Origin of the sequence: Streptomyces sp. NPDC058671 (genome assembly GCF_042716475.1) — a bacterium.
Taxonomy (GTDB): Bacteria; Actinomycetota; Actinomycetes; order Streptomycetales; family Streptomycetaceae; genus Streptomyces.
The window spans coordinates 128,887-154,021 of record NZ_JBHXSA010000008.1; the positions used below are offsets into that span (position 1 = coordinate 128,887).

Consider the following 25,135-nt stretch of genomic DNA (forward strand, 5'->3'; position numbering starts at 1 on the left):
TCACGCCCCTTCTACCGGACCCGTCCGACCCGTGTAGAACGCCACCGTCAGGTCCTTGACCAGTGCCTTGCGCTCGTAGTCGTCCAGCTCCACCAGACCACGACTGGTCAGCCGGTGGACCACGTCGTCCACCGCGTCCACCACCGAGGTCAGCACGCTGTCCCGGTGCTTCGCGTCGATCGCCGCGATCCGGCGCCGCCGCATCGCCGCCGCCACCTCCGGCGCGTACTCGATCCGCGTCGGCTGCGCCGAGAACACGTCCACCCCGACCGGGGCGCACTCCGCCGACAGCACCCGCGTCAGGGCCTCGCCGACCGCCTCCGCGTCCCGGAGCGTCGGGGCGTCCTCGTGGAAGGCGTCCGCCGGAAGCTGCGAAAGGACCCGCGCCATCGCCGCCTCCACCTGCTCGCGCAGGTAGTCCTCGTGCCCGTCGACCCCGAGCGCCGCCCTGACCGTGTCCCGCACCCGCCACACCACGAGGACGACGACGTCCAGCGCGGTCCCCTTCGCGTCCACGGCCGACAGCGGCTCACTGCGCCAGTGCCGCAGCCGTACGTCGACCCGGCGGCGCAGCAGGAGCGGGCTGACCCAGACCAGACCGGTACGGCGGACCGTGCCGCGGTAGTCGCCGAACAGGGTCAGCACCCAGGCGTAGCCGACCCGGCCGCGGCCGAGACCACCGAGCGCGAACAGGACCAGCACGACACCGAGCGCGAGCAGCGCCCACTGGCCGAGGTGGACGCCGTGGTACGGGCGTTCCGGCAGCCGCAGCATCCGCGCCGCCTCCGCGGGCACCGCCCCGGCCCACCACACGACCGCCGCGCACCACGCGAGCGCGAGGGCGCCGCCGACCACCCCGATCCACCCGGGCAGCACCGACGCCGGCCGCTCGACGAGGTCGGGGTCGGCGGTGGGGGCGGGCCGGGAGGAGGAGGTGGGGGCGGGGGCCTTGGCCTGCGGCTTGGGCCGGGTCCTGGAATGGGGCCCGGCCGCGGCCGCCCCGCCCTTCGACGGGGTCGCAGCCACGGACAAGGTCGGGATGACGGACCCACGCCCCTTCATCCCCGGGACCGGCGCGGCCATGGCCACGGTGTCGGGACCCCCGTCGTCGTCACCCGTCGTCGTCGGCGGCAAGGTGGCGCTCGGGCCGTCCCGGAACAGCAGATGGACGGGGATGGAGCCGGTGGTCTCCGCCCCGATCACGTTCTTCCGGCGCACCACCCCCGCCATGGCGGCGCCGGGCCCTGCGCCGGCACCGACGGGCGCGGGGTCGCTGCGCTCGGTCTCGGGGACGGGGGCGCTGCGGTTGGCGGCCGCGCCGCTGCGCTTGTCCTTGATCATGGCCTCGACCTCGGAGGCGGGCGCGGGGTCGCCTCGCTCGGCCTCCGGAGCGGGGGAGTTGCGGTTGGCTTCGGGGGCGGGGGCGGGGGCGCTGCGGTTGGCCTCGGGGGCGGGGGGCGTCTGCGGCTCGGAGGCCGACACCGGGGCGGGAGCCGGACCGCCGACGCTCGCGGGGACACCGGACGCCTGCGGTGAGGGGTCGGCGGGGCCGGTGGCGGAGACCGGTCGGTCGGACCGCGGAGTCCCCGCGACCCCCGCCGAGATGATCGCCGACACACCGGACGACCCCGCCGCCCGAACCGCCGACACACCGTCAGCGGGACCGGCCGGGCGGACCGGCGGGGTTTCGAGGGCGAGACCGGCCGGGCGGGCCCGGGAAGCGCCGTCGGCGGGCCCGGCCCGGTGGACATGCGGGCCGCTGGAGATGGGCTCGGCACCGTCCCTCGCCGGGGCGCCGGTGGAGGCGGGACCGGCCCCGTCCCTCGGCGGGGTGCCGGTGGCGGTGGGTCCGGCCCCGTCCCTCGCCGGGGTGCCGGAACGTCCTGGCAGGTCGGTCCGCGCCGCTGCGGCAGGCTCGCCCGGGCGTTCCGGCACCACCCCGGTCGGGTACGCCCAGTGCTCCGGTGACGCCCCGGCAGGGGGTGCCGCGTACCCCGGTGTCCTGTCGGCAGCGGTGGCGACGCCGCCGCTACCGCTCACGACCGGCACCGGCGACTCCGCGCTCCTCGAAGTCCCGGGTTCCCCACCCGGGGCGGGAGCCGACACGCCGGTCCCTGCGGAACCTGCCGTGCCCTCCGAGACGGCGGGGGCGACATCGCTCCCCGAGGCACCCCCGGCATCACCGGCATCACTGGCACCACTGGCACCACTGGCATCACCGGCACCACTGGCACCACTGGCACCACTGGCACCCGGAGCCTCGGCAGAACCGACCACACCGCCTGCGACCGGAGTCCCGGCCCCGCCCGCGGCGAGAGCCACCGCACCCTCCACGTCAGGCGCCACCGCAGCGGCCGCCCGACCCGACGTCTCCGTACCGGCCGCACCGGGCGCCTCCGCCACGCCCGGGGTCTCCCCCGGAGCCGGGTCGGGCGCTGCCGGCCGCGTCGCCGGTTCGTTCTGGTGGGGCGGGGGGGTGCTCGGCGGTGAGGTGTGGGGTGGGGTCGTGCGGGGGAGTTTGCCGTCCGTCAGGCGTCTCGCCGTGCGGGCCGCGTCTCGGGAGGCCGCCGCGCCGGAATCCGCGGGGTTCGGGGTCGATGCCGTCATTCGGGGTCCACCTCATGCTCTCGGGGTCATCGGAACACACGCCGCCAGGTCTCCGGGCCCGGGTAGCCGTCGGCCGCTGCGCCGCGCCAGCCCTGTGCCCGCTGGAACGCCTCGACGTTGCGGCGGTCCGCCTCCGTCCAGCGCGGACCGGGTCCCGACAGGTAGTGCTTGCCGAAGCCCCGCTTCACCAGTTGTTTGCCCAGCTTCTCCACATATGCGTTGGATTGGCCCGGACGGAAGGAGCCACGCCCGGGAAAGTCCGTCGCATGTGCGCTCGGGCCGCCCGAACCACTCGAACCGCCGATGCTCCTGCCCCCGCCGGTCACCAGCAGCTTCCACGTCTCCGGGCCCGGCAGACCGTCCGCCTCGCCGCCCTTCCAGCCCTGCGCCCGCTGGAACGCCTGGGTCGCGCGCCGGTCCGCCTCGCCCCACTTCGGGCCGGGCCCGGCGCTGTAGTACTTCCTGCCGCCGCGGTCGACGAGGAGCCGCCCGAGCTGGGTGACGTACGCGTTGTCGGCGCCGGTGCCGAACATCGCCGCGCCGGGGTAGGGCGTCGCCGTGGGCTTCGCCCCGCTGCCGGTCCCGCCGGTCCCGCCCGTGCCCGCGCCGCTGACCACGCCCTTGTAGCGGTAGGCCACGTAGCGGCTGGAGTGCTGCCAGTACGCCATCGGTGTGGCCTGCTTCCGCGTGCGCGGCTTGGTCTGCTCGTACGCGGTGTAGGAGGTGTGGGTGTAGTCGGTCCAGCCGCCGAAGATCGTGACGTGGGAGCCGCGCGCCGGGTCGGCCGGGTTGTGGAAGAGCAGGATGTCGCCGGGCAGGAGTTCGGTGCGGTCGATCCGGTCGGCGAAGCGGTCGAGGCTGCCGGTCCACTCGTTGCTGCGCAGGTTCCAGGCCATGGAGATGTAGCCGGAGCAGTCCTGCCGGTAGCCGTCCGACCAGTACTTCTCCATGGAGTACGGGACCTGGGCGGTGACCCACAGCTTGGCGCGGTTGATGATCTCGGTCCGGGTGGCCTTGCGCAGGGTGCCGGTCGGGATCTGACCGGTCGTCGGCGTCGCGCCGGGGAGGGGCTGGGGTCCGGGGCCGGGCGCGCCGTGCAACGGCCCACGCCCGCCCTGCGGCGTGTCGGGCCCGGGTTGGGCCGCGTCCGACGCCGGTCCGTCCGCCGGGTCCGGCCGGTCCGCGCCGCCCGTCAGGTCCACCGGCGTGAACGGGACCGGCGGTGGCGGGAGGGCCGTCGCCACCGCGGCTCCGCCACCGCCCAGGACCACGCCCGCCGCCGTCACGAGGACCAGGGCACGGCGGGCGCCGTGGGCCGCGGGATGTCCGCCCGCCCGGACGGGCAGGCCAAGCGCGAGGTCGCGCCGCTGCCGGGCGCACCCCGGGCAGGCGCAGTCGGCCGCGGGTTCGAACTCCTCGAAGACCGGCACGCTCATGCGATTCCCCTCCACACTCGTCAAGATCTTTTGACCCTTGGTTTGGGGCGTCAGTGTCTCAACTGTCTGGACAAATCGCATTTTGACGGATTGAAGGCCTGATACGACCATCCGACAGGCCGGTGGCGACCGAAATTGGTCAGGAGCACGCCCGCAGGTCAGGTACAGTTCTCTCTGTCAGCAGGCGCCGCTAGCTCAGTTGGTTAGAGCAGCTGACTCTTAATCAGCGGGTCCGGGGTTCGAGTCCCTGGCGGCGCACGCACAGTCAAGACCCCCTCACCGATGGTGAGGGGGTCTTGATCGTTTCGGCCACATCGCTCGAACTACCGTCCGCCTCCGGCGAGTTCCCGGGCGTACGCGTCGAACCACTCCCCCGCCTCCGGGCCGCCCCGGCACGGGCCGTCCGACTCGCCCGGCCGCTTGATCCACAGGTGCGCCGCCACCAGCGGGTCCCCCGTGCTCCGGGTCGGCGCCGCACCGAGCGCCCGGCCCGGCGGGTTGCACCAGTTCTCCGCCGGGTCGCCTTCCGTGGCGGGGCCGTTTCCGTTCCGGCTGGTGTCGATCACGAAGGGCTTGCCGCCGACCAGGGCCGAGAGCTGTCTGCCGTACGCGGTGCTCTCCGCGGTCGTCCGGAAGTTCGAGACGTTGACCGCGAAGCCGTCGGCCTCCGCGATGCCCGCCTCCCGGAGCGGGAGCCGCAGGTCCGCCGGCCTGCCCCAGCCCGCGTTGCCCGCGTCGAGGTAGACGGTGGTGGCCGGCTGGCGCTTCAGGCGCTGGACCGCATCCTTGAGCAGCGCGTACCGCTCGACGCGGAGCCGCCCCTCCGTACAGCCGTCGACGACGTGCATCACGGCGTCCGGCTCCAGGACGACGGTGGCGCGACGCCCGCCGATGCCGCGGGCGACGCCGTCGACCCAGGCGCCGTAGGCGGCGGCGTCCGTGGCGCCGCCCGCGGAGTGCAGCCCGCAGTCGCGGTTCGGGATGGCGTAGAGCACGAGGAGCGCCTCACGGCCGGCGCGGGTGGCGGCCTCCGTGAGCGCCCGGGTCTCCGTCTCGGACCGGTCCGGGCCGAGCCACTCGGCCTGCGGCCGGGAGGAGATCCTCCGGAGCAGCGCGGCCTCGGCGGTACGGCCCGCCGCGAGGTGCCCGGCCACCGCGCGGGCGGCCTTCCCCTCGGGGTTCACCCAGTAGGGGGCGTCCCTCGGGCCGGTGGCGGCGCTCCGCCCCTGGGCGGCCGGGGCCGGACTCGGGCCGCGCGCGCCGGGCGCGTCGCGGGCGGGCGGCGGGGCGGGGCTCGTACAGCCGGAGAGGAGGAGCAGGAGCGCGGCGGCCGGGAGGGCGAACCCGGCTCGGCACGCGGGTGTACGTGCGGACATGCGGGCCCCTCGGGCGCGTGCGGAGCGATGGGTGACCATCGTGACACGGTGCCCCTCCGGGCCGGGCGAGGCGCGGCCTCCGCCGTGTCCGCAGGCCCCCGACCTCCCGCGGCGGCACCGGGCTCCTCCCGCGCCCGTGGGCCCCGCGGTCGAGGACCGGCCTGGTCGGCGGCGGCCCGGGACGCGCCCCGCCGGCCGCGGTCGGGTCCTCCGGTTGGGCCGGGGATCCGGGGTCGTCAGGGGATCCGGGGTCGTCAGGGGCGGGAGCGCCCCGGTTCCGTCCCCGTCAGGTACGCCGACACGACCACGTTCGCCGAGTAGGTGCCCGCCCTGCGGTCGAAGGTGCCGCCACAGGTGATGAGGCGGAGTTCGGCGCGGTGGGGGACCCGGGCGCCGTAGACCTCGCGGGCGTCGAAGTCCTCCCGGGGGTAGACCTGGACGTCGTCGACGGTGAACACGGCGACGGATCCGTCCGTCCGGGTGACGCGGACCTCGGCACCGGGCCGGGCCGCACTGAGGCCGTAGAAGACGGCCGGGCGGGTGTCGGTGTCGACGTGGCCCACAAGGAGGGCCGGGCCGGCCGCGCCCGGCGGGGTGCCGGCGCCGAACCAGCCGACCGTGTGGGGCGTCTCGTAGGGCGGCGGGTCGATCGCGCCCGTGGCGTCGAGGCCGCGGGCCACGACGGGCGCCGTGATGCCGAGGGAGGGGATCTCGACCCGCCGTGGTGCGACGGGGGCGAGCGGGGCGCGGGGCGGGGGCAGCGCCGTGCCGAGGGGGCGGCCGACCGCGGCGATGTCGCCGGTGGTCGGCGCGGAGCTGCTTCCCGGGCCCTGGGTGGCGTCGCGGCCCCAGAGCCAGAGGCCGAGCAGCAGGACGGCCCAGGCCACGCCGGTGACGAGTCGCCCGGTGCCCGCCGGGCGGGATCCGGACGACACGGTCACTCCGCGCCCGTGTCCGTGCCGGAGCCGGTGGCGCGGTGGCGGCGGGAGCTGCGGAAGGCGACCGCCACGGCGGCGACGGCGGCCATGCCGAGGCCGAGCAGGGTGTACGGGGTGCCGAGGCCGCTCTCGCTGGTGGTCTGGGCGACGCCGGGGGCGGCCGGCGCGGCGAACGCGGCGGTGCCGCCGCCGCCCGCGCGGACCGGGGCGACCGGGCTGGCGTGGTGGGTCGGCCGGTGCGTCGGCTCGTGGGGCGGCTTGTGGGTGGGCTTGTGGGGCGGCTTGTGGGTGGGCTTGTGGGTGGGCTTGTGGTGCGCGACCTGGACGGTGCCGACGTCCGGGTGGTCGTGGCCGTCGCAGGTCACGCCGACCTTGTACGTGCCGTTCTGGAGACCGGACCTGATGGTGGTGTCGCCGAACAGCGGGGCGCCCCCGCCGTCGCGGCCGGTGAGTTCCGCGTCGGCGACGAACGCCTGCGACTTCGCGGCACCGGTCGTGCCCTTGCAGCCCTGGACGCGGACGTCGACGTCGGCGCCGGGCGAGGCGGTGGACGGGGTGACGGTGACCTTCACCCCGTCGTGGGCGTACGCGCCGCCGGCCGTGGGTGCCAGTACGAGCACCAAGGCCGCCCCTGCGGCACCGAAAGCAATGGAACCTGAACGCATCGTGACCTCCTGGTACTGGCAGGGTCACCCGGATCGGCCCGGCTCGCATCCGCAGAGGGCGGCTGGGGGGAGGCCCTCAGACGCGGTCGACGATGTCCGCGATCGACGGGACGATCTTCGACGGGCGGAACGGGAAGCGGTCGATCTCCGCCTGTGTCGTCAGACCGGTGAGCACCAGGAAGGTCTGCATGCCCGCCTCCAGACCCGCCAGGATGTCGGTGTCCATCCGGTCGCCGATCATGGCGCTGGACTCGGAGTGGGCCCCGATCGCGTTGAGGCCGGTGCGCATCATGAGCGGGTTCGGCTTGCCCGCGAAGTACGGCTCCTTGCCGGTGGCCTTCGTGATGAGCGCGGCGACGGAGCCGGTGGCCGGCAGCGGCCCTTCGAGGGAGGGGCCGGTCTCGTCGGGGTTGGTGCAGATGAAGCGGGCGCCGCCGTTGATGAGGCGGACGGCCTTGGTCATCGCCTCGAAGGAGTACGTGCGCGTCTCGCCGAGCACCACGTAGTCCGGGGCGTGGTCGGTGAGGACGTAGCCGATGTCGTGCAGCGCGGTGGTGAGACCGGCCTCGCCGATGACGTACGCGGTGCCGCCGGGGCGCTGGTCGTCGAGGAACTTGGCGGTGGCGAGGGCCGAGGTCCAGATGTTCTCCACGGGGACTTCGAGGCCCATCCGGAAGAGGCGGGCGTGCAGGTCGCGGGCGGTGTACATCGAGTTGTTGGTGAGGACCAGGAACGGCTTCCCGGTCTCCCGCAGCTTCTTGATGAACGCGTCGGCACCGGGGATCGGCACGCCCTCGTGGATGAGGACGCCGTCCATGTCGGTCAGCCAGGATTCGATCGGCTTGCGCTCTGCCATGGGTGCGGGACTCCTGCCGTACAAACGTGCGGTGTGCTGGGGGCGCCGCGACAGCGCTGTGGCGACGCCCCCAAGCCTAGTCAGGATGTCCTGATGTTGACCCTGACGTTCAGGATGCGGTGACCTTGACCGCGTCGATCGTCCAGTACCAGTTGTTGGCACCGGTGTAGCGGAAGCGGAAGCTCACGTTTGAGGCGCCGACGGGGACGGGGACCGAGAGGGACTGCGGCTTGGAGATCACGTCGGCCGTGTAGCTCTTGACCGGGGTGGGCGTGCCGCCGTTGAAACTCGCCAGGACCTGGGCGACCTGGGCGCCCTCCTGGCGGTAGAAGGTGGTGAAGTCCAGGGTGACCCGGCTCGCCCCGGAACGGGGGATGGCGCGGCGGGGTGGCGGGGGCGGTGGAGTGGGTGCCGGGCAGGAGGTGGGGGTGGCGGTCGGCGGGACTCGACGGTGGCGGTGGCGGGGAACGCGGTGCAGGGGCGGGGCTCGCGGTGGCAGGGGTGGCGGTGGCAGGGCTCGCGGTGGCAGGGGTGGCGGTGGCGGCGGGCGGGATTCACCGGTGGCGGGCGGCGGGCGGCGGGCGGCGGGGGTCAACGGTGGCGGTGCCGGTGGCGGCGGAAGCGGACGAGGACGGCGCCGAGCAGGACGAGCGCGCCGGCGAGCGGGGCGAGGGCTCGCGCGTACGCCTCCGTGTCCTCCCGTCCGGTATGGGCGAGCTCCGGGTCCGGCGGGCGGGCGTTCGGGGGCCTCGGGTCCGTCGGGTCCCTCGGGTCGGCGGTCGGGGCCGGGGGGTGCGACGCGGTCCCGGGCGACCGGGAGGGGGCAGGGGTGCCGGGCGCGGTGGGTTCGGCGGCGGGGGCCTCGGGGTCTGCGGGCCCGACGGTGAGGCGGTAGTCGCCGGACTCGCCGACCCAGTCGCCGTCGGTGCCACGGCGTTGCACGACGGCGGCGTTGACGACGACGTCGTCGGGGGCGGTCCCCGCGGCGAAGGCCAGGCGCACGGGGACGGTGAGGGTCTTGCCCGGGGGGACCGCGAAGCCGCCGAACCCGGTGAACGCCCCCACGTTCTCCGCCTCCTCGGTCGCCTCGAAGGCCACGGTTCGCCAGCGCGCGGCCCCGTCGTCGTAGAACTCGAACCGGATCTGCTCGGGCCGCAGCGTCCGCTCCCGGTCGGTGAGGACGAGCACGGGGTGGATGCCGGAGCAGGGCGCGTCGGTGCGGTTGGTGAGATCGAGCCTCCACTCCTGCGGGGCCCCGCCGGCGGCGTAGTCGGCGGGCCCGCCCTGCAGCTCGGTGTCGAGCGGGAACCCGCCCCCGGGGGCCGTCCCGCAGAGAGGGGTGGGGGGATCGGGGGCGGGGGCGCGGGGGGCCAGGGCGGGGGTGGGGGCCAGGGCGGGGACCCGGGCCGGTGGGGATTCGGCTGCGGGGGCGAGAAGCGGCGGGGGCGCGGTCAGGAGCGGCGGGGCCGGGGTAAGGACCGGCGGGATCGCGGTCAGGAGAGGCGGGGTCGCGGTCAGGAGCGGCGGCGGCGCGGCTGCCGACTGCGGGGTGAGGGCCGGCCCTCCTTCGGCCGCCGAGGCCGGGACCGGGGTCGGTCGTGCTTCGGCCGCCGAGGTACGGGCCGGGCCTGTCTCCACCTCCGCCGCCAGGGCCGGTGGGAGCAGGGTCAACTGGGCCGTGGCGGTGGCTGCCATCGCGGCTGCCGTCGTCAGGGCGCGGGCGCTGCGCGGTCGCAGGGGGGCTGATGCCATGGGGCGGGGCCTTTGCTGCTCGCGGGCGTACGGGTCGGCCGCGACCCTGCCACGCCGGAACGGACGAGCCCGGACGGCGACACCGCCCACACCCCCGGACGGCCCGCCCGATCCGCCCGATCAGCCTATTTTCCGAAAATCGGAGCGAGAATGAGCCAGGCGGCGCCCTCGGCCACCGCGCCCCCGTCCCCGTGCCCCACGGCGTCCCCGCCCCCGTGCGCTACGGCATCTCCGTCCCCGCCGGCCACGGCGCCCACATCCGCCACCGCGCCCCCGCCACCGCCCGCCACCGCGCCCCCGCCCGCCCCGGCCTCCGCCGCGAGGCCCACCGGGGCCGTCAGGCCGAGTCCCGCCAGGACCTCCCGGACCCCGTCGACGAACACCCCCGGCGCCGCGAGCACCACCCGCCCGCCCAGGAGGACCTGGTCGATGTCGAGGAGCCGTACGAGGTTGGCCGCGCCGGCACCGAGGATGCGCGCCGCCTCGGCGAGTTCGCCGCGCCCGACCGCCGCCAGGCACAGGACCTCCAGGCAGCCGTGCCCGCCGCAGTCGCAGGGGGGCCCGTCGAGCTGCACGGTCTGGTGGCCGAGTTCGCCCGCCCCGGTCCTGTCCCCGCGCAGCAGCGCCCCGCCGAGGACGAGGCCGGCGCCCAGTCCCGTACCGAGGTGGACGTAGGCGAAGGAGCCGGGGGCGGCGGGCCGCAGGGCGAGGCGGAGGGCGGCCGCGTTGGTGTCCTTGTCGAGGACGACGGGCAGCCCGAGTCGCCGGGCCAGCTCCTCGCGTACCGGGTGACCGTCCCACTGCGGGAAGCCCGTCACCCGACCGGGCACCCCCGACCGGTGGTCCAACGGACCGGGCATGGCGACCCCGACGCCGATCACGTCGGGTCCGCCCGCCGTCAGCGCCCCCACCTCCTCCGTCACCGCGTCCAGGACCGGCCCCGTCCCCGCCCCCAGGTCCAGGCCGCGTCGGCGCCGGGTCACGACCGTGCCCGCGAGGTCGGTGAGGAGCGTCGTCAGCTCGTCGCGGTCGAGGTGGACGCCGACGGCGTACCCGGCGGAGGCGACGAGCCGCAGGACCGTGCGGGGCTTGCCGCCGGTCGAGGCGCGCCGGCCGGCCTCCGCGACGAGGCCCTCCGCCCGGAGCCTGGCGGTGATCTTGCTGACGGCCTGCGGGGTCAGCCCGGTCCGCTCGGCCAGCTCCAGGCGGCTGATGCCCGGCTCCCCCGCCGTACGCAGCAGGTCGAGCACGAGCGCCGCGTTGTGGCTGCGCAGCGCCGGCACGTTCACTCCATCCAGGTCCGTCTTCACCCGCCCATTGTCCCCGCCGCTTGCACTTTGGCAACACCGTTGCTTAAGTGGGCCGTATGACTGGCACGGACTCGACTGGCACCGCCCCCCGCACCCCCCTCCGCGTCGGACTCGTCGGCTACGGCCTGGCGGGTTCCGTCTTCCACGCCCCGCTGATCGCCGCGTCCGAGGATCTGGTCCTCGCCGCCGTCACCACCGGCAACCCGGAGCGGGCGGCGGAGGCCCGCGCCGCCCACCCGGGCGTCCGCGTCGCCGCCACCCCCGAGGAGCTGTGGGAGGGAGGGGCGGGCGAAGTCGACCTGATCGTCGTCGCCTCCCCCAACAAGACGCACGTCGCGCTCGCCACCGCCGCCCTGCAGGCCGGCCTCCCGGTCGTCGTCGACAAGCCGCTGGCCGGGACCGCCGCCGAGGCCCGCGAACTCGCCGCCCTGGCCGACGAGCGGGGCCTGCTGCTCTCGGTCTTCCAGAACCGCCGCTGGGACAACGACTTCCGCACCCTGCGCCATCTGCTCGCCGAGGACGCGCTCGGCGAGGTCCAGCGCTTCGAGTCCCGGTTCGAGCGGTGGCGCCCCCTCCCCAAGGGCGGCTGGCGCGAGTCCGGCGCGCCGACGGAGATCGGCGGGCTCCTGTACGACCTCGGCAGCCACGTCGTCGACCAGGCCCTCGTCCTCTTCGGGCCGGTGGTCTCGGTGTACGCCGAGTCGGACGTCCGCAGGCCCGGCGCCGAGGCCGACGACGACACCTTCCTCGCCCTCACCCACGCGAACGGCGTCCGCTCCCACCTGTACGTGAGCGCCACCACCGCCCAGCTCGGCCCCCGCTTCCGGGTGCTCGGGCAGCGCGCGGGCTTCGTGAAGTACGGCCTCGACCCGCAGGAGGCGGCCCTGCGCGAGGGCCTCCGGCCCGTACCGGGCACGGTCTGGGGCGCGGAACCGGAGGCGCTGTGGGGCCGGCTCGGCTCCGGCGAGTCGCCGCTGACCGGCGGCGGCACCCCCGTGGAGTCCCTGCCTGGTGACTACCCGGCGTACTACGCGGCCGTCGCCGCCGCCCTGCGCGGCACCGGCGAGAACCCGGTCACGGCGTACGAGGCGGCCGCCGCGCTCGACGTCCTGGAGGCGGCGAAGAGGTCGGCCCGCGAGGGCGTCACGGTGAGGATCGACGCGTGAGCGGGGACGGCGTGAGCGAGGACCGGCCTACGAGCGAGGACCGTATGAGCGAGGACCGGCCTACGAGCGGGGCGCGGCCGATGGCCGGCGATCCGGGTACGAACGAGGTCGACACCCTGGAGGCCCAGGAGGCCCGGCTCGTCCTCCCCCGGTTCACGTACGAGGACGCCTGGGCGCTCGGCACCCTGCTCGTCGGCATGGCCCGGGAGCGCGGGGCGCCGGTCGCGATCGACATCCGGCGCGGTCCGCAGCAGGTGTTCCACTGCGCGCTGCCCGGGTCCAGCGCCGACAACGACGCCTGGATCGACCGCAAGCGACGGGTGGTGGAGCGGTACGGCGTGAGTTCGTTCCTGGTGGGCGCGCGGTTCCGCGCCAAGGGAACGACGTTCGAGGCGTCCTCGCGACTCGACCCCGACCGGTACGCGGCCCATGGCGGGTCGTTCCCGGTCGCGGTCCAGGGGGCGGGCGTGATCGGCTCGGTCACGGTCTCGGGGCTGCCCCAGGCCGAGGACCACGCCCTGGTCGTCGAGGCGCTGGAACTGCTCCTCGCCTCGTACGCCACCGGCTGAGGGGCATGAGCGCGCCGCCGCCGGGGCGGGACCCACGGCGGCGGCGGGACCGGCGGGGAACCGACGGCGGCGCCCCTGACGGTGACGGTCTAGGCGCTTTTCAGTTCCTGCCGCTGGCGGCCGAGGCCGTCGACCTCCAGCTCGACGACGTCACCGGGCCGCAGGTACGGCTTGGGGTCGGGCTGTCCCATGGCGACGCCGGCCGGGGTGCCGGTGTTGATGATGTCGCCGGGGTAGAGGGTCATGAACCGGCTGACGTACCGGACGACCTCCGCGACCGGGAAGATCTGGTCGGAGGTGCGGCCGTCCTGCTTCAGCTCGCCGTTGACCCAGAGCCGGAGGCCGAGGGCCTGCGGGTCGGGCACCTCGTCGGCTGTGACCAGCCAGGGCCCGAGCGGGTTGAAGGTCTCGCAGTTCTTGCCCTTGTCCCAGGTGCCGCCGCGCTCGATCTGGAACTCGCGCTCGGAGACGTCGTGGGCGACGGCGTACCCGGCGACGTGCGCGAGGGCCTGCTCGTCGGTCTCCAGGTAGCGGGCGGTGCGCCCGATGACGATGGCGAGCTCCACCTCCCAGTCGGTCTTCACCGAGCCGCGCGGTACGAGCACGGTGTCGTCCGGGCCGACGACGGTGTCGGCGGCCTTGAGGAAGACGACGGGCTCGGCCGGGGTGGCCTGGCCGGTCTCGGCGGCGTGTCCGTGGTAGTTGAGCCCGATGCACACGACCTTGCCGATCCCGGCGACGGGCGGACCGACGCGCAGCCCGGTGGCGTCGAGCGCGGGCAGCACACCGGCTCCGGCGGCGGCCCGTATCCGGTCGAGGGCGGAGGCGTCGGCGAGCAGACTGCCGTCGATGTCGTCGACGAGGGCGGACAGGTCGCGGAGCGTCCCGTCCTGGTCGAGGAGGGCGGGACGTTCGGCTCCGGGCGGGCCGACACGCAGCAGCTTCATGGACTTCTCCCTGTGGTCGAGGCGGGCCCGGGAAGGGCCCTGAGGTACCCCGGCCGATGGAGTGCGGCCATCGGAGGATTGGTCGATCCTCCAAGACAAAAGGTCACTCTGCAAGACCCCGTTCACGCAGTGGACCCTTACGCGCGAGTAGCAACGGCTGCGGCGCCCTCCTCCTCGCGGAAGAGGAAGGCGCGTTCGGCCGCGGCCCAGGTGGTGCTGGTGACCACGTAGAGGGCTGCGGCGAGCGGGACGACGGCGACCGTGATCAGGGTCGCGAAGGACAGCAGCGGCATGATCGTGGCGATGGCGCCGGCGCCGGGCGTGGGCTGTCCCAGGTCCAGGGGCTGGGCGGCGAGCTGCCGCTTCGTGCGCCGGTAGGTGAACGTGGCGACGGCGGCGACGAGCGCGAACAGGACCAGGTAGACGGCCCCGGCCGGGCCGAACACACCGCCGTCGCCGAGGGCGTCGGCCCAGCGGTCCCCGAGCGGGGCGGCGAAGAGGGTGTGCCCGGCCATCCGGTCACCGGCGAACAGGTGGTACATCAGCAGGAACGCGGGCGCCTGGAGGAGGGCGGGCAGGATGCCGGCGAAGGGCGAGACCTTCTCCCGCGCGTGCAGCTCGGTGATCGCCTTCCTCAGCCGCTCGGGGTTCTTGGCGTGCTTCTTGCGTAGCGCGGCGAGCTGCGGCGCGATCCGGGTGCGGGCCTTCTGGCCCCGGGCCGAGGCCCGGGAGAGGGGGTGGATCGCGAGCCGGACGAGCAGGGTGAAGAGGACGATCGCGGCGGCCGTGGCGGTGGTGGCGAAGAGCGGCTGGAGCAGGTCGGCGAGCCGCTCGACCAGGGAAGCGAAGACGGACATGGGGAGCCCTCCGTGGGGTCTCGTCGTGCCGGGGAGATGTCGGGTCTCGGCATGACGGATCCGCGTGAGCGCTCGTCCGGTGTGGTGTGCGGGGGCTCCTACGCGGCCGTCGGGAGGGGACGGCCGGGAGCGCGGGGTCTGCGCCGCCCCGCGGCGTCGGGGTCGCGCTGGGGCAGGAAGGCGGTGCGCCGCTCGCGGTCCCGGATGGCGGTGCGCACGGCGGTGGGCGGCACGACCGGAGCCGTACGGGCTCCGATCAGGGCGCAGACGACGGTGGTCGCGGCGAGGGCGAAGGCGGCGGAGACGCCACCGCCGTCGGAGAGGAGCAGCTCGGCGAGGGCGAGCAGGAAGAACAGCGGCGCGACGAACCGCAGCACCAGATCCCTGACCGTCATCCCGCCACCTCCTCTCCCGCCCCTGCGATCCCGCGACCCCGCGATCTCGGATCTCGCGCTCTTCGATGTCTCACCGGGAGGACGCGCGGCGCGTCTCAGGAGTTCCCGTCACGCGAGGGGAGTTGGAGGGGTATGAGGAGACGGCGGGGTCCGAGGAGGGCGCGGCTGACCGGATCGCCGGGCTCCGGATCGAGTCCGGCGCCGGGGCGCACCGGAGGGAGAGATGTCCCACTCCCGTTCCAGCGCGAACACCCGTTGACGGGCCTCGGCGCGGGCCTGCCGGTGGGTCCACCGGAGCTGGTGGACGAGAAGCAGCAGGACGACACCACAGGTGACAACGGTCTCGGCAGCCACCCACAGCACTCGGGCCCCCGGACGCGCCGCCCCGCGACTGGACGACGACGGGTATCCGCCGCCCGACCCTGGCTCGCACGCGGGGCACGACAAGGGCTGGGGCGCCAACTCTCCAGGCATGCACAGCAGTACGGTGGAGCGCATGCGCCCCGACACACCTGCCGCCCACACCGCCGAAGCCGAGCGCCTGCTGCGCACCGCCGCGCAGTACCCGGAGGACCGGGAGCCGCTGCTCCTCCGGGCCGCGGCCCACCTGGAGCTGGCGGGCGACCGCCCGGCGGCGGCAGCCCTCTACGACTCGCTCCTGTCCGCCACGCCGGCGGAGCCGCACCTGATCAGGGCGCTGAAGGCGGCGAACCTGTGGGAGTACGGCCACGAGGCCGAGGCCCGGGCGATCATCGACGGCCTCCGGAGCGCACGGCCCTCGGACGCGGCGCCGTGGGAGATCGCGGCGGAGACGCTGGAGGCCCACGACGAACTGGAGGCGGCGGAGTCCACGCTGACGGAGGCGGCGGACCTCCTCGTCACCTCACCGGAACTCCCCCACGCGACCCAGTCGCTCCTGATCACGCGGCACCGGGTCCGCAGGATGCTGGCGCTGCCGCACGACGACTGGGACGTCCAGGCGGACCGGCTGCACACCGGGGCGGTCCCTCTGGACGAACTGCACGACCCGAAGCGCCTGTGGTCGCTGGGCTCCGAAGACCCGGCGGAACTCCAGGCGGAGATCGACCGCCTCCGCTCGGAACTCGGCACCTACCGCACGGCCCTCTCCCGCCCGTTCCCGGTGGCGGTCCTCCACTGGCTGGAACCGGAACTGGACGAGCTGCTGGCGGCGTACCCGGAGCTGGAGGCGGAGTACCCCACGTACCGCGCCCACCTCACGGACATCGAAGCCTCCCTCCGCGAACTCTCCCAGGCGGGCACCCCCAACCTGGGCATCGTCCGCGCCACGGTCCCCTCCTACGAAGCCTTCGCCGCCTCGGAATCCACCCACCCCTCGAACGCGGACCTCCTCCCCCAGTACGCCACGACCCTGGCGGCAAGGGGGCGAGCCACGGCTTGGCCGCCGGCGCGCTCGGCGGCGTGCTGGTGCGGGTCTTCGCGGAAGTATGGGGAGTGCCACGGGGGTGCCTCCACCTAACCCGGCGCTACTCCGTCGTCATCCCCCAGTCCCGCGCGCTGGGGGAGCCTCCCCACCCGCCATCGGACCGCCAGACCGAAGCGATCCCCTGCTCTTCCAGGTACGGGGCGTACACACCGATCTCTTCGGAGAAGAGGCCTACGAGGAAGGGCTCCGGCTGTTTCCGGTAGAGGAAGTGGCGGTACTCGTAGAGTTGCCCTAGAGCCTCGCGCACCGCCAGCGTCGGGTTCCCGTGACGGACGATCTTCGCTTCGACAAGCCACTCGTCCCCGGGCCCCTCAGAGACGTGCTGCTGTCGCAGAACCAGGTCCTTCGGGTGCTGTAGCCGCGTTATGGGGGTGTACCCGCGACCTGCGACGTAGAAGCCGAAGTCCTTGACGAGGTCCTCATGGCTACGCTGCTTGACCTGCTGACGGGCTCTGATCTGCGCCGTGTACTCATCACTGCTCTTCGGCTGGAAGTCAGCGAGCGGATCGAAGTCAGCCGCGGATTCAGTGGTCTGTCGAGCGTGGCTGCTCAGGTCGTAGGCAAGCTCGAGAGCGTCAGCGTCGTTACTCATCCACCAGACACGATCAAACTCTTCAGCCCGCCGCAGAGATTGGACGCCGAGCAAGAGGTCCTCCAACAGCGCGACGTCACTCGGCAAGGCGGCGGTGTCATACACCTTGGCAATCACACTGGCCGCCTCGTACGCCCGCGGTCGCGCCGCTCCATCCCTTAGAGCCGGTTCGTCTACCCACTCAAGATTCTCCTGCCGCCTCACAGCCCGACGGAGCCTCGCCGCGTGATGGCGAAGGTGCTCCTCGCGCGCTCTGCCTTTCCCCAGCGCGTCTTCCAACCAGGTAATCCCTTGCTGCAAGGTCAGGGTCACGTTCTTCAGGTCCGCGCTGAAGATGTAGGCGAGGTACAAGCCCTTCTTAGGGTCTCGCATCCCTTGCTCGTCGAAGACGCCGATCCACGGCGTCGCTGCCGGAGTCGTCTGACCTCCGTGCCCTTTGGCTCTGAAACCTGGCGGAAGGGCAAGGTCCGTACGGCTCGCGACCCCCCGCAGCACCTGCTGCCCCTTGACTTCGCGCCCCGAACCAGCCCCACGGTCGTACGTGTTTGCGACCTCGCCCAGCAAGTCTCGAATCCCCATGCAGGGAATCTAGATCAGAACGCCTCGACGCAGATAGGAGATTGCGCTACCTCGTCACGTTGTCCGCGACGCTCACGCCCCAGCTTCGAAGCGCACTTGGGCCGCGTCCAGAGCATCGTCGACGTCATATCCATGGGCGCCCATCCAGTGCAGGAGATCCACGATCACATCGATCGCGGCATCCTTCGCCACAACCGTAGTCAGCCGACTCGCGTTGACCGCCCGGGGAGAAGCGACGGTACCGTAGAGGGAGATCATGGCTTCCGCCCGCGTGACACGCATGCCGCCACTGTGACCGTGGGGCGTCGTGAGGTCGGTCGCAATCTCACACCATGTGACCTTGCGGTCCGCTCCCAGCAGGACACCCCAACGATCCGTGATCCCGTCGACCAATGCCAAACCTCTGCCGGTCTCGACCTCAGGCCCAACGGTGGACATCGTCGGCAGCATGTGACATTCCGGGTCACTTACCTCGATCCGCAAGTAGGCACCGTTCATCAACAAACGGAGCGAGGTCGGGGTACCCACCCCCACGTGGCGAATCACGTTCGTAACCAGTTCAGTGACGCAGAGCTGAGCAGCCGCGATCTGCCGCACCAGCCCCCAGAGCTTCAGGTGGAGTCCCACAACACGGCGAAGCCCAGCAACTTCCTGCGGTTCCGCCAAGAACGAAAGCTCCCACGGCTTGCGCACCATGCACCCGTCGACGTTCACGCCAACCTCCCAGATCCGCACGCCTCTTGACAGCCAGTGACGGATCATCAGAGTGATGCCTGCACATCCCTCCTTGCAATGTGCGCAGCGAGATTCCCACTATCGAGCGATTGGCGGGCCATCGTCTGGTACGCAGACTGGACATCCGCTAGTGAGGGGAGAAGGACATGGCTGGCTCGCCCACCGCTCGCCGTCGGCGACTGTCGATCGAGTTGAAGAAGCTTCGCGAAGCGAACGACTTCACCTGCGCGCAAGTCGGAGACGCCCTGGACTGGAGTGGATCCAAGGTCAACCGCATGGAAACAGGCAGCGGCCGGGTCCAACCTTCCGACGTTGAAGCACTCTGCCGGTTCTACGAAGTGGACGACGAACTAAGAGAATTTCTCAAGTCTCTGGCGAAGCAAGCCAAACAGAAAGGCTGGTGGCAATCTCACGGAGGCGGAGTTCCTTCCTGGTTCTCCAGCTACATCGGCTTGGAACAAGACGCCGCTACGATTCGCCAGTACCAGAACGAGTTCATCCCTGGCCTCATGCAGACACCCACGTACGCGAGCGAACTCCATCGCGCAACCAACCACATGGGCGGCGAAGACATCCAGCGGGCAGTACAGGTCCGCATGGAACGCCAGGAAAGACTTCGATCGCTCCAAGCGCCAGATGCCTGGTTCGTGGTGCACGAGAGCGCACTCCGGACCATCGTCGGAGACCATTCCCTCATGCGTGAGCAGCTGGAGGCCCTGCTCGAGACCGGCGAGCTCCCCAACGTCACTCTCCAGGTCATGCCCTTCGACGCTGGCCCCTATCCGGCAACAGGATCCTTCACCATGCTGGGATTCCCCGACCCCGAGGACCCTGACATCGTGTATCGGGATGGCATCACTGACGCGATCTACATGGAGGGGCGCGAAGAGGTGCGCGCATACGCCAGAGCCTTCGACAATATGCGAGCGACGGCAGCAAGCCCTCACCGATCGACCCAACTGATCAACAACTTCTTGAAGGAGCAGATGAGATGAAGAGCATAACGAGCAAAATACCCCTAACCCTTGCCTGGAAAAAGTCGTCCTACAGCAACGGCTCGGGTGGCGAATGTCTAGAGTGCGCACAAACAGAGACGAAGATTTTCATACGCGACTCAAAATTTACACAAGGACCTGCCATCTCCATACAATGTGCCCCTTGGCAGACCTTCGTCGACTCGCTGCCCGCCCAGGGGTGAGCGCCTGACGGCCAGGCTGCGGTAGGCGCGCTCCGGGAAGCGGCACTGTCGGGGACGACACATGCGAACACGATCCGACTGGGAAGATCGACCCTTCGGGCGGGCCGGGTTCGTTGGCTTCTGCTGGGACTGCCCTTCCAACCCTGTCGGACCTTCCCGTCACCCACACGAGCGTTCTTCCCCCAGTGTGCCGAACCAGACGCGGTGCGTCCGGTACGTTCACGCAAAACGGCCCCCGTCGACGGTTGCACCCGTCGGCGAGGGCCTGAACCACTAGTGGAATTGGACTCCACCGTGATCTACCGGCACTTTAACGCGCCCTCCCGTGCCTTCAGTCAGTTCTCGCACGAACTCATCCGGCACCCTCGGCTCTCCTCCGACGCCGTCCGGCTTCTGACCTGGCAGCTCTCCCTGCCCGAAGGCGCCCGCGAATCACTCTCCCGAACCGCCGAACGCGCCCGGATCGGGGCCACCGCGTTCACCCGCGCCAAGCGACAGCTCAAGGAGGAAGGATTCGTGCACGAGCGGCGCGTCCAAGGCGCCCAGGGCCACTGGACCACCGAACAGCTCGTCTCCAGCACCCCGTTGACCTCCGACCAGGCCATCAAGCTGCTCGCCCGCACACCCCTCCCCACCTGCACGGACCAGACATCCCCGCAGGTCGTACCGAGCCCCCGGAAACCGGCCGCCGGTGAGCCGGGACCCCCGCCCACCGACGGTCATCCAAAGAAAGACCCGCAGGGAAACACCTCCAACCTTCCCGCCGAGGCGCAGAAGACAGCCGGGACCGCCGGGGCAGACCAGCCGGACAGGACCGACCACACCCCCGCGACCGACCACACCCCCAGCCCCCACCTCTCCGACGCCCGCGCCCTCATCGGCACCCTCCCCCTCCTCTCCCCCGCCCTCCGCCACATCCCACCCGCCATGCGCGACGAACTCACCCACCTCGCCACCCGCTGGCTCGACGCCGGACACACCCCCACCGACATCCACCAACACATCCTGCGCGGCCTGCCCGGCACCGGAACCCCCGTACACCGCCCCGGAGGACTCCTCCGCTACCTCCTCCGCGACGTACCACCCCTCGCCCCACCGTCCCCGCCCTCACCGCCCTCACCCCCCACCCACCGCCTCTCCGCCCGACTCCACGGCACCCGCGAATACACCGGCCACCACACCCAGCCCATGCTCTTCCGCCCGATCGCCGACGAGACCCTCTGCGCCGCGTGCACCCCACTCGTCGGCGCGCCCTCGTAGGCTCAGGACGAAACCCCTAGTCGGAAGGCCTCTGCCATGCCCCGTATCCCGTCCCCCGCCGTCGCCGCCCTCGGGCTCGTCGGGGGGTACGCCGTCGCCCGGTGGACCAAGAAGCGGCCCCTCGGGGGCGCCGTGCTCGCCGTGGCCGGTGGAGTGGCCGCGAGGGAGTGGCAGCAGGCGGGCGGCGGGAAGGTGGCCGCCGGCCTCGGTGCCGCCTATGTCGCCGCCTTCGCCGGGTCCCATCCGCTCGCCAGGAAGATCGGGGCCTGGCCCGCCGTGTTCTCCGTGGCCGGCGGTATGGCCGTCGCCTCCTGGGCCGTCACCCGTACCAAAGGCTGACCCTCAGCCCCCCACCCCATGGCTCACCGTGTAGATCAGCAGGCCCGCCAGCGCTCCCACCACCGTGCCGTTGATGCGGATGAACTGGAGGTCCCTGCCGATGTTCGCCTCGATCTTCTTCGAGGTCTGGGTGGCGTCCCAGCCGGCGACCGTGTCGCTGATCAGGGACGTGATCTCGCGGCGGTACGTCGTGACCACGTAGGCCGCCGCGTCCTCCGCCCAGCCCTCGACCTTCTCCTGGAGGCGGGTGTCCGTCGACAGGCGGTTGCCCAGGGAGATCAGGGACGCGCGGGCGCGGAGGCGGAGTTGGCTGCGGTCGTCCTCCGCCGCCGCGATGATCAGCGCCCGGACCGAGGACCACGCCGAGGCGATGATGTCCTGGACCTCAGGGCGGGCCAGGAGGTCCGACTTGAGCCGCTCGACGCGCGCGCGGGTGTCCGTGTCGCCTTGCAGGTCGGCCGCGAAGTCCGTGAGGAAGCGGTCGATCGCGCCGCGCGCCGGGTGGCCCGGCATGTCCCGCATCTCGGTCACGAAGCGGAGGAGTTCCTTGTAGACGCGCTCGCCGATGCGCTTGTCGACGAAGCGGGGCGTCCAGCCCGGCGCGCCGCCCTGCACCGCGTCCATGACCGACTCGCCGTGCGTCACCAGCCAGTCGTGGGCGCGGGTGCACACCAGGTCGACGGCCCTGTGGTGGGCGCCGTCGGTGACGATCTTCTCCAGGGTCTTGCCGAGGCCGGGCCCGATCTCCACGGCCTCGGCCCGCCGGGTGATCGCCTCCCCGACGACCGCCTGGACGTCCGAGTCGCGGAGCACCGTCAGCGCGCCCCGTAGCGCCGTCGACGCCTCCGCCGTGACGCGGTCCGCGTGCGCCGGGTCCGCGAGCCACGCGCCGAGGCGGCCGCCGATGCCGAAGGCGTGCAACCTGCCCCGTACGACGTCGGCGGAGAGGAAGTTCTCGCCGACGAACGAGCCGAGCGAGGTGCCCAGCTGGTCCTTCTTCTTCGGGATGATCGCCGTGTGCGGGATCGGTACGCCCAGCGGGTGCCGGAAGAGGGCCGTGACCGCGAACCAGTCCGCGAGCGCGCCGACCATCCCGGCCTCGGCCGCCGCCGCGACATAGCCCGTCCAGGCCCCCCATCCCGCGTTCTCCGCCCAGGTGGCCAGGGCGTAGACCACGGCGACCGCCGCGAGCAGGGACGTCGCCAGCGTCTTCATACGCCGGACGCCCCTGCTCTTCTCCTCGTCCGCCGCCGTGTACGAGAAACTCACCATCAGTCGACCTCCTACCTCAGGGACTCCCGGCGCTCGTCCCGAGTTCCCCCGTACATCTTCGCGATCACCGCCTCGATGTCCGGCTCCCGCACCGAGAGGTCGAGGAGCGGGTACCCCGCGGCCACCGTCGCCACCAGGGGCGCCGCCGACGCCGTGGCCGGGAAGGCCAGCCACTGGCGGGTCCCCTCCGACCGTACGTGGCGGGCTCCGGGCACGTCGATCGGGGGCAGGTCGCGTTCCAGGTCCACGACCAGGAGCCGTTCGCTCTCGCCCACGGCGTGCAGGCCGGCGAGTTCACCGTCGTACATCAGGCGTCCGTGGTCGATGACCATGACCCGGGAGCAGAGCTGCTCGATGTCGGTCAGGTCGTGGGTGGTGAGCAGGACGGTGGTGCCCTGCGCGGTGTTGAGTTCGCGGAGGAACTCGCGTACCCGCCCCTTCGAGACGACGTCGAGGCCGATCGTCGGCTCGTCCAGGTACAGCACCTCCGGGTCGTGCAGCAGCGCCGCCGCGATGTCCCCGCGCATCCGCTGGCCGAGGGAGAGCTGCCGGACCGGCACGTCGAGCAGCTCGCCGAGTTCCAGGAGTTCCACGCAGCGGCCGAGGTTCTCCCGGTAGCGGGCGTCGGGGATGCGGTACATGCGGTGCATCAGCCGGTACGAGTCCCTCAGCGGCAGGTCCCACCAGAGCGTCGTCCGCTGCCCGAAGACGACCCCTATCCGCTGGGCGAGCCGGGTCCGTTCGCGCGCCGGGTCGATGCCCGCGACCCGCAGCCGGCCGCCGCTGGGGGTGAGGATGCCGGTCAGCATCTTGATCGTGGTGGACTTCCCGGCGCCGTTCGGGCCGATGTAGCCGACCATCTCGCCGCGCTCGACGCCGAAGCTGATGCCGTCGACCGCCCGGACCTCCTTCTTCTCGCGGCGCAGCAGGCCCGTCCTGCGGCGGACCGTGAAGGTCTTCTCCAGTGATTCCAGTTCGATGAACGGCACGCCCCTCGGCTCCTCCCAGTCGCTGAGCTTCCGGCAGCCGCCGTCAGCTTCCCGTCGAGCGGTACGAGCGGATGCCCGCCCGCCACGCGATCCCCGCCACCCCGCAGCAGACCAGCGCCACCAGCGGCGAGGCGAACACCGTCCACGCCGGTACGCCCGCCGGGGTCGGCCGGTCGAGTACGTACAGGGCGGGCAGCCAGTTCACGAACGCCAGCGGTACGACGTACACGACACCCCGCACCAGCTCCTGCGCGAAGATCGTCGGCGGGTAGGCGAGGAGGGTGTTCCCGCCGTACGTGAAGGAGCTCGTCACCTCCGCCGCGTCCTGCATCCAGAACAGCGCCGACGCCCCGAGGACCATCACCGCGGCGAAGATCACCGCCCCGCAGACCACCGTCACCGGCAGCAGCAGCGCCTTCACCGGCGTCCAGTCCACGTCGAGCAGGACGAGGGACCAGACCAGGACGAACAGTCCCTGCGCGATCCGGCCGAGCCGTCGCAGCGCGAACTTGTCCGCCGCGACCTGGGCGAGGAGCGGCGCCGGGCGCATCAGGAAGGTGTCGAGCGAGCCGTCCCGCACCCGCTTGCCCATCCGCTGCATCGAGCCCATCGTCAGGTCCGCGATCCCGAACGACGTGCCCGCCGTCCCGTACAGGAGGGCGACCTCCGCGAAGGTGAAGCCGCCCAGTCCCTTCACCTGACCGAACATCAGGAGGATGACGACGAAGTCGAAGAAGGTGACGCAGAAGCTGGTGACGACCGTGAGCGCGAAGGACGAGCGGTACGTCATCGTGGACCGGATCCACATGGCCGCCACCATCCGGTACGTACGCCAGGCGTCCGCCGCCCTCCCCCGGTACGTAGGCGGGGAGTCCCGGTCCCGACGGGCGCCGGCCGTCGTCTCAGCCACCCTGCACCACCACCTTCCGTGTCGCCGCCGACTGCGCCAGCCGTCCCGCCCCGAGCAGGACGAGCGCCCAGCAGCCCTGGAAGGCGTACGCCCCCGCCAGCTCGGCGGCCCCCTCGTACTTCCCGAGGTACACGTCGGCCGGCACCTGGAGCAGGGACGCCCAGGGCAGCATCCGCGCGATCTCGCCCAGGGTGCCCGGGAAGACGTTCAGCGGGAGCAGCATCCCCGAGAAGAACAGGCCGCCCAGCCACACCACCTGGACCACGCCCTGGCCGTCGAGCAGCCAGAACGCGCTCATCGCCGCCAGGTACCAGATCGCGAAGCTGACCGTCGAGCCCAGCGCCACGGCCACCAGGAAGGCGAGCCAGCCGCCCGGCCCCGACGGCGTCGTGAACCGGAAGGCGAGCGCTCCGATCGCCATCGGGGCGGCCCCGCGGCCGAGCAGCTGGAAGGCGCACCTGCCCGCGTTGGCCGAGAACCACCAGGCCTGGAGGTCGGCCGGGCGGTAGAGGTCGACGGCGATGTCCCCGGTCCTGATCCGCTCGATCAGCTCGTCCTCGAAGCCGCCGCCCATCAGGCCGCAGACGGTGAGGAGCGCCTGTCCGATCCACACGTAGGCGAGGGCGTCGTCCATCGAGTAACCGCCGAGCTGCGGCCGTTCGTCCCAGAGGGCGATGTAGGTGTACGACAGGATGAACCCGAAGACGCTGTTGGTGAAGACCCCCGCCGCCGTCGCCACCCGGTAGGTGGCGTGGCGCCGGAACCCGCCCGCGGCCACCGTCGCGTACAGCCGCAGCATGAGGCTCCCTTTCCGGCGTGAACGACAGCGAAGCGCACGACCCTAGTGGTCGGGGCGGGGGTGTCGCGACGGGATTTCGCGTCAGATCCGGGTCGCGTTCGGCAGTTTCGTCCCTTTCGGTGC

At 72.5% G+C, this 25,135-nt stretch carries 24 protein-coding genes, 1 tRNA gene and 1 pseudogene; 8 read left to right on the forward strand and 18 right to left on the reverse strand.

Annotated features, from left to right (window positions below; all coding sequences use genetic code 11):
* Together ACFWV2_RS12610 and ACFWV2_RS12615 are read right to left on the reverse strand one after the other, a co-directional pair.
* Positions 1-2,040, reverse strand: a complete 2,040-nt coding sequence (locus tag ACFWV2_RS12610; protein WP_384404989.1) for an SPFH domain-containing protein — start codon at positions 2,038-2,040, stop codon at positions 1-3.
* 593 nt (positions 2,041-2,633) lie between these two features.
* Positions 2,634-4,043 carry a peptidoglycan-binding protein gene (locus tag ACFWV2_RS12615; RefSeq protein ID WP_384404990.1) on the reverse strand — a complete coding sequence of 470 codons (1,410 nt, stop codon included), beginning with the start codon at positions 4,041-4,043 and terminating at the stop codon, positions 2,634-2,636.
* Positions 4,044-4,227: 184 nt separating this feature from the next.
* Between ACFWV2_RS12615 and ACFWV2_RS12620 the strand changes: the two genes are divergently transcribed.
* Positions 4,228-4,301 (forward strand) — tRNA-Lys (locus ACFWV2_RS12620).
* A 65-nt stretch (positions 4,302-4,366) separates the two neighbouring features.
* On the opposite strand, the gene ACFWV2_RS12625 is transcribed toward ACFWV2_RS12620, so the two are convergent.
* The 7 genes and pseudogenes from ACFWV2_RS12625 to ACFWV2_RS12655 all read right to left on the reverse strand — a co-directional run bounded on the left by ACFWV2_RS12625 (position 4,367) and on the right by ACFWV2_RS12655 (position 10,940).
* Positions 4,367-5,419 carry a glycoside hydrolase family 6 protein gene (locus tag ACFWV2_RS12625; RefSeq protein WP_384404991.1) on the reverse strand — a complete coding sequence of 351 codons (1,053 nt, stop codon included), beginning with the start codon at positions 5,417-5,419 and terminating at the stop codon, positions 4,367-4,369.
* Positions 5,420-5,673: 254 nt separating this feature from the next.
* Positions 5,674-6,354: a class F sortase gene (locus ACFWV2_RS12630; protein ID WP_384404992.1), complete on the reverse strand. Its 681-nt coding sequence runs from the start codon at positions 6,352-6,354 to the stop codon at positions 5,674-5,676.
* A 2-nt stretch (positions 6,355-6,356) separates the two neighbouring features.
* Positions 6,357-7,022, reverse strand: coding sequence for a hypothetical protein (locus ACFWV2_RS12635; protein WP_384404993.1), 666 nt, complete (start codon positions 7,020-7,022; stop codon positions 6,357-6,359).
* 76 nt (positions 7,023-7,098) lie between these two features.
* The gene (locus tag ACFWV2_RS12640; protein WP_360784748.1) at positions 7,099-7,878 is read right to left on the reverse strand and encodes an HAD-IIA family hydrolase; all 780 of its coding nucleotides are present in this window, start codon (positions 7,876-7,878) and stop codon (positions 7,099-7,101) included.
* Positions 7,879-7,987: 109 nt separating this feature from the next.
* Positions 7,988-8,242: pseudogene (locus ACFWV2_RS12645) on the reverse strand (nucleotide pyrophosphatase); the annotation flags it as partial.
* Positions 8,243-8,469: 227 nt separating this feature from the next.
* Entirely contained in the window at positions 8,470-9,630 is a 1,161-nt protein-coding gene (locus ACFWV2_RS12650) for a hypothetical protein (protein ID WP_384404994.1), read from the reverse strand.
* Between the two features lie 125 nt (positions 9,631-9,755).
* Entirely contained in the window at positions 9,756-10,940 is a 1,185-nt protein-coding gene (locus ACFWV2_RS12655; RefSeq protein WP_384404995.1) for an ROK family protein, read from the reverse strand.
* A gap of 56 nt (positions 10,941-10,996) precedes the next feature.
* Here ACFWV2_RS12655 and ACFWV2_RS12660 point away from each other — a divergent pair, with 56 nt between their 5' ends.
* Both ACFWV2_RS12660 and ACFWV2_RS12665 read left to right on the forward strand, forming a co-directional pair.
* Positions 10,997-12,106, forward strand: coding sequence for a Gfo/Idh/MocA family oxidoreductase (locus tag ACFWV2_RS12660; RefSeq protein WP_384404996.1), 1,110 nt, complete (start codon positions 10,997-10,999; stop codon positions 12,104-12,106).
* An 80-nt stretch (positions 12,107-12,186) separates the two neighbouring features.
* Entirely contained in the window at positions 12,187-12,675 is a 489-nt protein-coding gene (locus tag ACFWV2_RS12665) for a heme-degrading domain-containing protein (protein WP_384405104.1), read from the forward strand.
* Positions 12,676-12,764: 89 nt separating this feature from the next.
* Here ACFWV2_RS12665 and ACFWV2_RS12670 read toward each other — a convergent pair whose 3' ends face one another.
* From ACFWV2_RS12670 to ACFWV2_RS12680, 3 genes are all read right to left on the reverse strand, one after another.
* The gene (locus ACFWV2_RS12670; protein WP_384404997.1) at positions 12,765-13,622 is read right to left on the reverse strand and encodes a fumarylacetoacetate hydrolase family protein; all 858 of its coding nucleotides are present in this window, start codon (positions 13,620-13,622) and stop codon (positions 12,765-12,767) included.
* Positions 13,623-13,759: 137 nt separating this feature from the next.
* Entirely contained in the window at positions 13,760-14,479 is a 720-nt protein-coding gene (locus ACFWV2_RS12675; RefSeq protein WP_384404998.1) for a YidC/Oxa1 family membrane protein insertase, read from the reverse strand.
* A gap of 98 nt (positions 14,480-14,577) precedes the next feature.
* A complete protein-coding gene (locus tag ACFWV2_RS12680) occupies positions 14,578-14,874 on the reverse strand; it encodes a DUF6412 domain-containing protein (protein WP_384404999.1) in 297 nt (98 codons plus the stop codon).
* 496 nt (positions 14,875-15,370) lie between these two features.
* Here ACFWV2_RS12680 and ACFWV2_RS12685 point away from each other — a divergent pair, with 496 nt between their 5' ends.
* A complete protein-coding gene (locus ACFWV2_RS12685; protein ID WP_384405105.1) occupies positions 15,371-16,372 on the forward strand; it encodes an SEC-C metal-binding domain-containing protein in 1,002 nt (333 codons plus the stop codon).
* Between the two features lie 7 nt (positions 16,373-16,379).
* Here ACFWV2_RS12685 and ACFWV2_RS12690 read toward each other — a convergent pair whose 3' ends face one another.
* Entirely contained in the window at positions 16,380-17,510 is a 1,131-nt protein-coding gene (locus ACFWV2_RS12690; RefSeq protein ID WP_384405000.1) for an MrcB family domain-containing protein, read from the reverse strand.
* 72 nt (positions 17,511-17,582) lie between these two features.
* Positions 17,583-18,224, reverse strand: a complete 642-nt coding sequence (locus tag ACFWV2_RS12695) for an ATP-binding protein (protein ID WP_384405001.1) — start codon at positions 18,222-18,224, stop codon at positions 17,583-17,585.
* Positions 18,225-18,391: 167 nt separating this feature from the next.
* On the opposite strand from ACFWV2_RS12695, the gene ACFWV2_RS12700 reads away from it, so the two are divergent.
* From ACFWV2_RS12700 to ACFWV2_RS12715, 4 genes are all read left to right on the forward strand, one after another.
* A complete protein-coding gene (locus ACFWV2_RS12700) occupies positions 18,392-19,240 on the forward strand; it encodes a helix-turn-helix domain-containing protein (protein ID WP_384405002.1) in 849 nt (282 codons plus the stop codon).
* Positions 19,237-19,443, forward strand: coding sequence for a DUF397 domain-containing protein (locus ACFWV2_RS12705; protein ID WP_384405003.1), 207 nt, complete (start codon positions 19,237-19,239; stop codon positions 19,441-19,443). The genes ACFWV2_RS12700 and ACFWV2_RS12705 overlap by 4 nt, the downstream gene beginning before the upstream one ends.
* A 282-nt stretch (positions 19,444-19,725) precedes the next feature.
* Entirely contained in the window at positions 19,726-20,703 is a 978-nt protein-coding gene (locus tag ACFWV2_RS12710; protein ID WP_384405004.1) for a hypothetical protein, read from the forward strand.
* A 36-nt stretch (positions 20,704-20,739) separates the two neighbouring features.
* Positions 20,740-21,042, forward strand: a complete 303-nt coding sequence (locus ACFWV2_RS12715; protein ID WP_384405005.1) for a hypothetical protein — start codon at positions 20,740-20,742, stop codon at positions 21,040-21,042.
* A 3-nt stretch (positions 21,043-21,045) separates the two neighbouring features.
* Here the strand turns inward: ACFWV2_RS12715 and ACFWV2_RS12720 are convergent, their stop codons facing one another.
* From ACFWV2_RS12720 to ACFWV2_RS12735, 4 genes are all read right to left on the reverse strand, one after another.
* Positions 21,046-22,314 carry a DUF445 domain-containing protein gene (locus ACFWV2_RS12720; RefSeq protein ID WP_384405006.1) on the reverse strand — a complete coding sequence of 423 codons (1,269 nt, stop codon included), beginning with the start codon at positions 22,312-22,314 and terminating at the stop codon, positions 21,046-21,048.
* An 11-nt stretch (positions 22,315-22,325) separates the two neighbouring features.
* A complete protein-coding gene (locus tag ACFWV2_RS12725; RefSeq protein WP_384405007.1) occupies positions 22,326-23,303 on the reverse strand; it encodes an ATP-binding cassette domain-containing protein in 978 nt (325 codons plus the stop codon).
* A 43-nt stretch (positions 23,304-23,346) separates the two neighbouring features.
* Positions 23,347-24,123 (reverse strand): ABC transporter permease, encoded by a 777-nt coding sequence (locus tag ACFWV2_RS12730; protein ID WP_384405106.1) that lies wholly within the window; start codon positions 24,121-24,123, stop codon positions 23,347-23,349.
* Positions 24,124-24,205: 82 nt separating this feature from the next.
* Positions 24,206-25,009: an ABC transporter permease gene (locus ACFWV2_RS12735; protein ID WP_384405107.1), complete on the reverse strand. Its 804-nt coding sequence runs from the start codon at positions 25,007-25,009 to the stop codon at positions 24,206-24,208.
* Between the last annotated feature and the right edge of the window lie 126 nt (positions 25,010-25,135).

Bases quoted from the DNA above. Each gene is read 5' to 3' on its own strand.
- ACFWV2_RS12615 (WP_384404990.1), bottom strand. From the start codon at position 4,043: ATGAGCGTGCCGGTCTTCGAGGAGTTCGAACCCGCGGCCGACTGCGCC.
- ACFWV2_RS12625 (WP_384404991.1), bottom strand. From the start codon at position 5,419: ATGTCCGCACGTACACCCGCGTGCCGAGCCGGGTTCGCCCTCCCGGCC.
- ACFWV2_RS12635 (WP_384404993.1), bottom strand. From the start codon at position 7,022: ATGCGTTCAGGTTCCATTGCTTTCGGTGCCGCAGGGGCGGCCTTGGTG.
- ACFWV2_RS12640 (WP_360784748.1), bottom strand. From the start codon at position 7,878: ATGGCAGAGCGCAAGCCGATCGAATCCTGGCTGACCGACATGGACGGC.
- ACFWV2_RS12650 (WP_384404994.1), bottom strand. From the start codon at position 9,630: ATGGCATCAGCCCCCCTGCGACCGCGCAGCGCCCGCGCCCTGACGACG.
- ACFWV2_RS12660 (WP_384404996.1), top strand. From the start codon at position 10,997: ATGACTGGCACGGACTCGACTGGCACCGCCCCCCGCACCCCCCTCCGC.
- ACFWV2_RS12665 (WP_384405104.1), top strand. From the start codon at position 12,187: ATGGCCGGCGATCCGGGTACGAACGAGGTCGACACCCTGGAGGCCCAG.
- ACFWV2_RS12670 (WP_384404997.1), bottom strand. From the start codon at position 13,622: ATGAAGCTGCTGCGTGTCGGCCCGCCCGGAGCCGAACGTCCCGCCCTC.
- ACFWV2_RS12675 (WP_384404998.1), bottom strand. From the start codon at position 14,479: ATGTCCGTCTTCGCTTCCCTGGTCGAGCGGCTCGCCGACCTGCTCCAG.
- ACFWV2_RS12680 (WP_384404999.1), bottom strand. From the start codon at position 14,874: ATGACGGTCAGGGATCTGGTGCTGCGGTTCGTCGCGCCGCTGTTCTTC.
- ACFWV2_RS12685 (WP_384405105.1), top strand. From the start codon at position 15,371: ATGCGCCCCGACACACCTGCCGCCCACACCGCCGAAGCCGAGCGCCTG.
- ACFWV2_RS12690 (WP_384405000.1), bottom strand. From the start codon at position 17,510: ATGGGGATTCGAGACTTGCTGGGCGAGGTCGCAAACACGTACGACCGT.
- ACFWV2_RS12700 (WP_384405002.1), top strand. From the start codon at position 18,392: ATGGCTGGCTCGCCCACCGCTCGCCGTCGGCGACTGTCGATCGAGTTG.
- ACFWV2_RS12705 (WP_384405003.1), top strand. From the start codon at position 19,237: ATGAAGAGCATAACGAGCAAAATACCCCTAACCCTTGCCTGGAAAAAG.
- ACFWV2_RS12715 (WP_384405005.1), top strand. From the start codon at position 20,740: ATGCCCCGTATCCCGTCCCCCGCCGTCGCCGCCCTCGGGCTCGTCGGG.
- ACFWV2_RS12720 (WP_384405006.1), bottom strand. From the start codon at position 22,314: ATGGTGAGTTTCTCGTACACGGCGGCGGACGAGGAGAAGAGCAGGGGC.
- ACFWV2_RS12730 (WP_384405106.1), bottom strand. From the start codon at position 24,123: ATGGTGGCGGCCATGTGGATCCGGTCCACGATGACGTACCGCTCGTCC.